Source organism: Streptomyces sp. NPDC059897, assembly GCF_042730865.1.
Classification (GTDB): Bacteria; Actinomycetota; Actinomycetes; order Streptomycetales; family Streptomycetaceae; genus Streptomyces.
Genome location: NZ_JBHWKQ010000068.1, coordinates 23,646 through 32,010, shown reverse-complemented (window position 1 = coordinate 32,010; position 8,365 = coordinate 23,646). Strand labels below are relative to the sequence as shown.

General features: G+C 71.5%; 4 protein-coding genes. 2 read left to right on the top strand and 2 right to left on the bottom strand.

Features of this window, described 5'->3' with window-relative positions; genetic code table 11:
* Positions 1-94 precede the first annotated feature (94 nt).
* Positions 95-1,948, bottom strand: a complete 1,854-nt coding sequence (locus tag ACFV9W_RS37975; RefSeq protein ID WP_385770467.1) for a phosphoenolpyruvate carboxykinase (GTP) — start codon at positions 1,946-1,948, stop codon at positions 95-97.
* Between the two features lie 229 nt (positions 1,949-2,177).
* On the opposite strand from ACFV9W_RS37975, the gene ACFV9W_RS37970 reads away from it, so the two are divergent.
* Positions 2,178-2,861 (top strand): hemolysin III family protein, encoded by a 684-nt coding sequence (locus ACFV9W_RS37970; protein WP_385770465.1) that lies wholly within the window; start codon positions 2,178-2,180, stop codon positions 2,859-2,861.
* 31 nt (positions 2,862-2,892) lie between these two features.
* On the opposite strand, the gene ACFV9W_RS37965 is transcribed toward ACFV9W_RS37970, so the two are convergent.
* Complete coding sequence (locus tag ACFV9W_RS37965; RefSeq protein ID WP_385770463.1) at positions 2,893-4,923, bottom strand: thioredoxin domain-containing protein; 2,031 nt, start codon at positions 4,921-4,923, stop codon at positions 2,893-2,895.
* 119 nt (positions 4,924-5,042) lie between these two features.
* Here ACFV9W_RS37965 and ACFV9W_RS37960 point away from each other — a divergent pair, with 119 nt between their 5' ends.
* Positions 5,043-8,252 carry a tetratricopeptide repeat protein gene (locus ACFV9W_RS37960; protein ID WP_385770461.1) on the top strand — a complete coding sequence of 1,070 codons (3,210 nt, stop codon included), beginning with the start codon at positions 5,043-5,045 and terminating at the stop codon, positions 8,250-8,252.
* Positions 8,253-8,365: the final 113 nt, after the last annotated feature.

The window sequence follows — 8,365 nt, the reverse complement described above, 5'->3', positions numbered from 1 at the left end:
GGGGGGTAACTCGTCGCGGTGTCCCCCCCGTCAACTTGCCCACATCACGCCGGGGCGCGGCTACCGCCGCCCCCCTTCTTCATGTCACACGGCTCTAGCCGAGCCGGTCCACCAGCTTGCGGTACTCGTCCCACAGCTCCGTCGGCGTGTGGTCGCCGAACGTGTTGAGGTGCGCGGGAACCAGCGACGCCTCGTCGCGCCAGGCCTCCTTGTCCACCGTCAGCAGGAAGTCCAGGTCGGACTCGGCCAGGTCCAGGCCGTTCGTGTCCAGGGACTCCTTGGTCGGCAGGATGCCGATCGGCGTCTCGACGCCCTCGGCGCGGCCGTCCAGACGGTCGACGATCCACTTCAGGACGCGGCTGTTCTCACCGAAGCCGGGCCACACGAACTTGCCGTCCGCGTTCTTCCGGAACCAGTTCACGTAGTAGATCTTCGGGAGCTTGGCGGCGCCACCTTCTGTCCGCGCGGCGGCGGCACCGACCTTCACCCAGTGCGCCATGTAGTCGCCCATGTTGTAGCCGCAGAACGGCAGCATGGCGAACGGGTCGCGGCGCAGCTCGCCGACCTTGCCCTCGGCGGCGGCGGTCTTCTCGGACGCCACGTTCGCGCCGAGGAACACGCCGTGGTTCCAGTCGAAGGACTCGGTGACCAGCGGCACGGCCGTGGCGCGGCGGCCACCGAAGAGGATCGCCGAGATCGGCACGCCCTTCGGGTCCTCCCACTCCGGCGCGATGATCGGGCACTGCGAGGCCGGGGTGGTGAAGCGTGCGTTGGGGTGCGCGGCCGGAACGCCGGACTCGGGCGTCCAGGAGTTGCCCTTCCAGTCCGTGAGGTGAGCCGGGGTCTCCTCGGTCATCCCCTCCCACCACACGTCGCCGTCGTCCGTGAGCGCGACGTTCGTGAAGACCGAGTTGCCCCACAGCGTCTTCATGGCGTTGGCGTTGGTGTGCTCGCCGGTGCCGGGCGCGACACCGAAGAAGCCCGCCTCCGGGTTGATCGCGTAGAGCCGGCCGTCCTCGCCGAACCGCATCCAGGCGATGTCGTCACCGATCGTCTCGACGGTCCAGCCGGAGATCGTGGGCTCCAGCATCGCGAGGTTCGTCTTGCCACAGGCGCTCGGGAAGGCCGCGGCGACGTACTTCGACTCACCGGTCGGCGGGGTGAGCTTGAGGATCAGCATGTGCTCGGCGAGCCAGCCCTCGTCGCGCGCCATGACCGACGCGATGCGCAGGGCGTAGCACTTCTTGCCCAGCAGGGCGTTGCCGCCGTAGCCGGAGCCGTACGACCAGATCTCGCGGTCCTCGGGGAAGTGCGAGATGTACTTCGTGGAGTTGCACGGCCACGGCACGTCCGCCTCGTCGGGACCCAGCGGGGCGCCCAGCGTGTGCACGGCCTTCACGAAGAAGCCGTCCTCGCCCAATTCGTCCAGGACCGGCTGGCCCATCCGGGTCATCGTGCGCATGGAGACGGCCACGTAGGCCGAGTCGGTGATCTCGACGCCGATCGCGGACAGCGGCGAGCCGAGCGGACCCATGCAGAACGGGACGACGTACATCGTGCGGCCGCGCATCGAGCCACGGAAGATCCCCCCGTTCCCCTCGTTGCCCCGGAAGATCTCCCGCATCTCGGCGGGGGCCTTCCAGTGGTTCGTGGGGCCCGCGTCCTCCTCCTTCTCGGAGCAGATGTACGTACGGTCCTCGACGCGCGCGACATCGGACGGGTCGGAGGCGGCGTAGTACGAGTTGGGGCGCTTGATGGGGTCGAGCTTCTTGAACGTCCCCTTCGCGACGAGCTCCTCCGCGAGGCGCTCGTACTCGGCCTCGGAGCCGTCACACCAGACGACACTGTCCGGCTGCGTCAGTTCGACGATCTCGTTGACCCACGAGATCAGTTCCTGGTGGTTCGTCGGGAGAGTGTCCAGGGAGGGAGCCGCGATGTCGCGCGCCACGATCGCTCCTAAATGAGGGGTATTGAGGTTGATGCCCCGTGGGGGCTGCGACCCGGACGCTGCGCCTCCCAGTCCACTGGAGCTCAGTGGGCGCTCATCCGGTGCCGACCGCACTCATTTGATCATCCGACCGAAACGCCCATCTGTCCAGGGGGCCTCACAGGTGAGCGAAGTGAGCATCACCACTCACGGGGTCCGTTACCTACGGTCGCGTAGGTACCATGCGGGGATGAGCGTTGCCATCGACGAGCCCGAAGTCCCCGCCGCCCAGCCCTCCGTGCTGAAGCCGAGACTGCGCGGCTGGCTGCACGCCGGCATGTTCCCCGCCGTGCTGATCTCGGGCATCTTCCTCACGGCGCTCGCGGACTCGACGCGCGGCCGGGTCGCGTGCGGCATCTTCGTCCTCACGGCCTGCCTGCTGTTCGGCGTGAGCGCGCTCTACCACCGGGGGAACTGGGGTCCGCGCGCCGGCGGCGTACTGCGCCGTCTGGACCACGCGAACATCTTCCTGATCATCGCCGGCACCTATACGCCGCTGACGATGCTGCTGCTGCCGGACGCCAAGGGCCAGTGGCTGCTGTGGGGCATCTGGGCGGCCGCCGCCGCGGGGATCATCTTCCGGGTCTTCTGGGTCGGAGCCCCGCGCTGGCTCTACACGCCCTGCTACATCGCGATGGGCTGGGCCGCCGTCTTCTTCCTGCCCGACTTCATGCGCACGGGCGGCATCGCCGTGCTCGTCCTCGTGATCGTCGGCGGGCTGCTCTACAGCGCGGGCGGCGTCATCTACGGCATCAAGCGCCCGAACCCCTCACCGCGCTGGTTCGGCTTCCACGAGGTCTTCCACTCGCTCACCCTCGCGGCGTTCGTCGTGCACTACGTCGGCATCTCACTGGTCGCGTACCAGCACGGCTGACCCCGGGGCCGGGGTCAGCCCGCGCCTTCTTCTACTCCTGCGTCTCGCCCAGGGCCCGCTTCAGGTCGTCGGCGTCCGTCACCGGTGCGTCGCACACGAAGTGACGGCACACGTACGCCGCCTCCCGCCCGTCGACGAGCGGCCGGTCGGCCAGCAGCGGCAGCTCGTCGCTGCCCTCCTCGCCCGCCGCGACGACGGCCCCGGGAGCGGTCCCGGTGAGCGCCGCGTGGTGCAGCCGCCCGCCGACCTCCCCCACGACCGCGACCTCGCGCGGCCCGTCGAGCAGCGCCTCGGCGACCGCGAGCCCGTTCCCGATGAACCGCGGCGCCCGCGCGGCCAGCGCCTTGACCACACCGAGGGCGCGCTCGGCGGCGGAGCGGTGCGGCTCGGAGCCGGTGTGCGCGGCGTACGACAGGAGGGCGCCCGCCGCGGCGGTCCAGCCGGAGGGAGTCGCGCTGTCCGTCGGGTCCTGGGGCCGCCTGATGAGCTTCTCCGCGTCGGCGGCGGTGTCGTACAGCGCACCGCTCTCCGGGTCCGTGAACCGGTCGAGGACGTGGTCGAGCAGGAACCCGGCGAACTCCAGCCACACGCCCTCACCGGTCACCGACGCGAGCGCGAGGAAGCCCTCGGCGACGTCCGCGTAGTCCTCGAGCACACCCGCGTTGGCACCGACGCGCCCGTCCTTGCTGGTCCGCGCGAGCCGGGCGAGCGGGTCCATGTGCAGACGTACGAGAAGGTCCCCGGCGCACACCGCCGCGTCCACCAGGTCCTGCCGCCCGAAGTACGCGCCGGTCTCCGCCAGCGCCGCGATCGCGAGCCCGTTCCACGCGGCGACGACCTTGTCGTCACGGCCGGGGGCGGGCCGCCGCGACCGGGCCTCGCGCAGCCGCTCCCGGATCCGCTCGGCCTGCCCCGCGTCGAGGACCCCGTCCTCCTGCGAGAGCTGGAGCACGGAGGCCCCCTCCTCGAAGGTGCCCTCCGCCGTGACGCCGTAGTAGCGGGCGGCGACGGCGGCGTCCTCCTCGCCGAGTACTTCGTTCAACTGCGCCGGATTCCACACGTAGTACGCGCCCTCGACGTGCTTCCCGCTCACCGGGTCCTCGCTGTCGGCATCGAGCGCGGACGCGAAGCCGCCCTCGTTCGTCCGCAGCTCGCGCACCATGAAGTCGGCGGTCTCCAGAGCGACCCGCTTGGCCAGCTCACTGCCCGTGGAACGCCACAGATGCGCGTACGCGCGGCACAGCAGCGCGTTGTCGTACAACATCTTTTCGAAATGCGGCACCGTGAACTCCCGGTCCACCGAGTACCGCGCGAACCCGCCCCCGAGCTGGTCGTAGATCCCGCCGCGCGCCATCCGCTCACAGGTGTCCACGGCCATCTGGAGCGCACCCTCGGCGCCGGTGCGCGCGTGGTGCCGCAGCAGGAACTCGATCACCATCGACGGCGGGAACTTGGGCGCCCCGCCGAAGCCGCCGTACGTCGCGTCGTACTCGCGGGTGAGCCCGAGCAGCGCCTGCGCCAGCTCGTTCTCGCCCGGCAACTCCGTGTTCCCGTACGGCAGTTCCCGCGCGGCCAGATCGGCGGTGATCTTCCCGGCGACCTCGGTGACCTCGCCGTGCCGCTCGGTCCACGCGTCCCGCACACCGTGCAGGACCTGGGCGAACGAGGGCATGCCGTGACGCGGCTCGGGCGGGAAGTACGTACCGAAGTAGAACGGCTCGGCGTCCGGCGTCAGAAACACGGTCATGGGCCAGCCGCCCTGCCCGGTGGCAGCCTGCACGGCCTCCATGTAGACGGCGTCGACGTCGGGACGCTCTTCGCGGTCGACCTTGATGTTGACGAAGTTGTCGTTGAGGACGGCGGCGGTGGCCTCGTCCTCGAAGGATTCGTGGGCCATGACATGACACCAGTGACAGCTCGAATACCCCACGCTGAGCAGCACCGGCACCCCGCGCCGCTGCGCCTCCGCGAAGGCCTCGGCCGACCAGGGCCACCAGTCCACCGGGTTGTCGGCGTGCTGGAGGAGGTAGGGGGACGTCTCATGGGCCAGTCGGTTCGGCATGCCTCCCATCCTCGCTCATGGCGATCCGCGTCGCGTCTCTGATCGCCGGGACCCTCGCGCCGACACCCCATACGCAGCACACTTGACCCCGTACTGTCGCCACCGGAGGGGGACCGAAGATGCGGGACAGCCATCGGGCGGAAGCCGAACGGCTGTTGGCTCGGGCCGTGGAGGAAGAGGTCAGGCGTTCGGGAGGGCGTGCGGACGGGGCCGTGCTGCTGTCGCGGGCGAAGGGTGCGCTCGACGCGATGGGGCGCAGCGCGGCGGACGAGTACGACGCGTTCACCCGGGCCCTCGACGAGGCCGACGCGGGGCGGATGACGTTCGGGCAGCGGTTCGCCAAGGAGGGCGGGTCAACTCCGTTGATGGTGGCGGGGGTCGGCGCGGTCACGGCCTGTGTGGCGGATCTGGTGCTGGGCGCCGGGACCGGGACGGCCGTGGGTGCGGGGGTCGCCGTCGCCGTGCTGGGGTCCGCCGCGACCGTCGCGAAGGTGACCGCTTCGCACGTGCCGGCCGCGAGCCGCAGCGCGGGGGCGCGCAATCAGCCGGGCGGCCCCGAGCAGCTGCGGTTGCAGTGGCTGACGGCGTTGGAGGTGCGGGGCATCAGGCCGTTCCTCGATCAGCAGCGGGTGCTCGCCGCGAGCACCGGGACGTCGAAGAAGACGGTGGGGCCGCAGTTGCGGCGGACCGACAAGAGTGCGGCGGCGCGGCGGCGGAGTGTTCTTGAGCAGTCGTTCGGGCAACTGCCGGAGCCCGAGGGGCCGTTCGCCGGTCGTCGGGTCGCGATGTCGCAGATCGCGCAGTGGGTGCACGCGGCGCGGGCGAGTACCGAGACCCGGCCGACCGTGGTGGTGCTGCACGGGGACCCGGGGTCCGGGCGTACGACGCTGGCGGTGCGCGCGGCGCACGAGCTGCGGGACCAGTTCCGCGGGGCGTGCGTGGTGGATCTGCGCGGCGACCGGCCTGACGCCCCGCCGCTGCCGACGCGGGACGCCCTGCTGCACCTGCTGAACCGGCTGGGCGCGCCGCGCGAGCAGTTGCTCTTCCGTGAGCGGTCCTCGCAGGAGCAGCAGGTCAAGCGGCTCAGCGAGCTGTACCACCAGCATCTGACGGGGCTGCCGGTGACGATCGTCCTCGACGACGCGGCGAGTGCCGAGCAGGTGCGCACGCTCGTCCCGGAGCGCTCCGACAGCCTTGTCGTCGTCACTTCGCGCGAGCCACTGGAGCTCGGTGACGACACGCCCGCCTGGGTGCACCATCTGCCCGTCCGGGCGCTGGACGCGGCGGGCGCGGAGGAGTTGCTGCGGGAGGCGTCGGAGGATCCGAGCGGTCCGTACGACGCCGAATCGACGGACGCCGTACGGGAGTTGTGCGGTGGCCTGCCGCTGGCGCTGCGGGTCGCGGGTTCCGCGATCGGGCCGCGCACGACGCGTCAGCTCGCCGCCGATCTGGGGGCGTACGGGCCCGTGGACCCGGTCGAGCGGGTGCTGTGGCTGCGCTACACCGACCAGTCCGAGCAGGGCCGGCGGTTGCTGCGGCGGCTCGCGCTCGCCGGGCGTGCCTCGCTGGGCGCTGCCGCCGCGGCGGCGCTGCTCGCGACCACGACCGCGGAGGCGAAGCGGTATCTGTCGGCGCTTGCGGGGGCCGGGCTCGTCGACCATGTGCGCGGCAGCCGCTACCGGCTGCACGATCTGGTCCGCGCCTTCGCGCAGGCCCGGCTCGCCGACGAGGAGGAGCCCGCGGAGCGCACGGCCGCGCAGGAACGCCTGATCCAGAACTACGCGGATCTGGCCGACTCGGTGATCCGCCTGGTCGACGGCAACATGTCGACGCGCGCGGGCCAGACGGGTCCGCACGGTTTCACGTCCCTGGACGCGGCGCTGCGCTGGCTGGACGACGAGTCGAGCTTCATCACGGCGGCGCTGCGGCACGCGGAGGGCGTCAATCAGGACGCGGTCCTCGGCCTGCTGGGGGCGCTGTGCGACTACTGCCTGTTGCGCGGCGACCTCTACCGCCTGGGCGAGATCCAGGAGCTGACGCAGTCCATCGACCAGGGTCTGCTCATGCGCTCGGTCCAGTGGCGCACGGGCATCGCGGCCCGCCAGCTCGGCGAGCTCGACAAGGCGCGTACGACGCTGACGTCGGTGGTCGACCTGTACCGCGAGGCGCACCACAGGGCGGGCGAGGGCCGCGCACTGTGCTCCCTCGGCATCACGCTGCACCACCAGGGTCAACTGACCGAGGCGGCGGCCAAGTTGCGGGAGGCGCTCGATCTGCAGACGACGCCGGAGACGAAGGGCGACCGCGGCTGGACGCTGCACGCGCTCGCGGCGGTCGAGCGCGACCGCGCCAACGTACGCATGTCGCTGGCCCTGCTCACCGACGCGTTCGCCCTGCACCGTGAGAACGAGTCGCTGCACGGCGAGGCGTGGGCGCACTTCCAGCTCGGTCAGCTGTGCCTGCGGATGGGCAATGTGCCGCGCGCGGAGGACGAGCTGCGGACGGCGCTCGACCTGTACGGGCAGACCCGCGACAACCGTGGCCAGGCCTGGGCGCTGACCGAGCTGGCCCGTGCCCGGCTGATCGACGGCGAGGCGTCGGCGGCGGTCGACGGGCTGCGTCAGGCGGCGTCCCGGCACCGTGAGAACGAGGATGCGCGCGGCGAGGCGTGGACGTACTACTACCTGGGCCAGGCCCTGGAGGAGACCGGCGACCTCGACAAGGCGGTGCGGGAGCTGGAGCGCTCGCGCACGATGTTCTCGCGGATGCGTGACGTGTACGGGCTCGCCTGTGCCCGGCACCATTCGGCGCGGGTCACCCGTGACGAGCGGGCGGCGCAGACGGGCTCGCTGCGCAACTCCGGTTTCGCGCGTCAGCTCCTGGTCGACGCGCGCGCCGACTTCCAGCGCATCGGTGTGCCGCACGGCGAGGGGTGGACGCTCCTGGAGCTCGCGGTGGTCGACGCGGGCAACGCGCGGCTGGCGCAGGCGATGGAGCTGTGCGAGGAGGCGGCGGCCGTCTTCGCCGGGTACGAGGACCAGCGGGGCGAGGACTGGGCGACGTTCCTGCGCTGCACGTTGCTGCCGTACGCCTCCCCCGGCGGTTCGGAGGTCGGCACGGCGGTGGCTCAGGAGGAGCTGTCCCAGCTCGCGGCGGCGACGCATCCGGCCCGTGACGGCAAGCTCGACGACTACGTGGAGGCGTACCAGCTGCTGCTGGAGCGGGGCGTGGACCTGGACGCGGGCTGGCAGGCGTGGCGGCTCGGCATGGTGCCGAGCCGGCACTCGCGGGACGTGATGGGCGTCGCCAGGGAGGCGCAGCGGTCATAGGCACGGCGCACGGCGCCGCCCCGTACGCCCGCCCTGAACATGACAGGCGTGGGGCGCGCGGCGGACAGCGCAGCGGCCCCGCTCGCTCTACGCGTGCGGGGCCGACGGCGGGT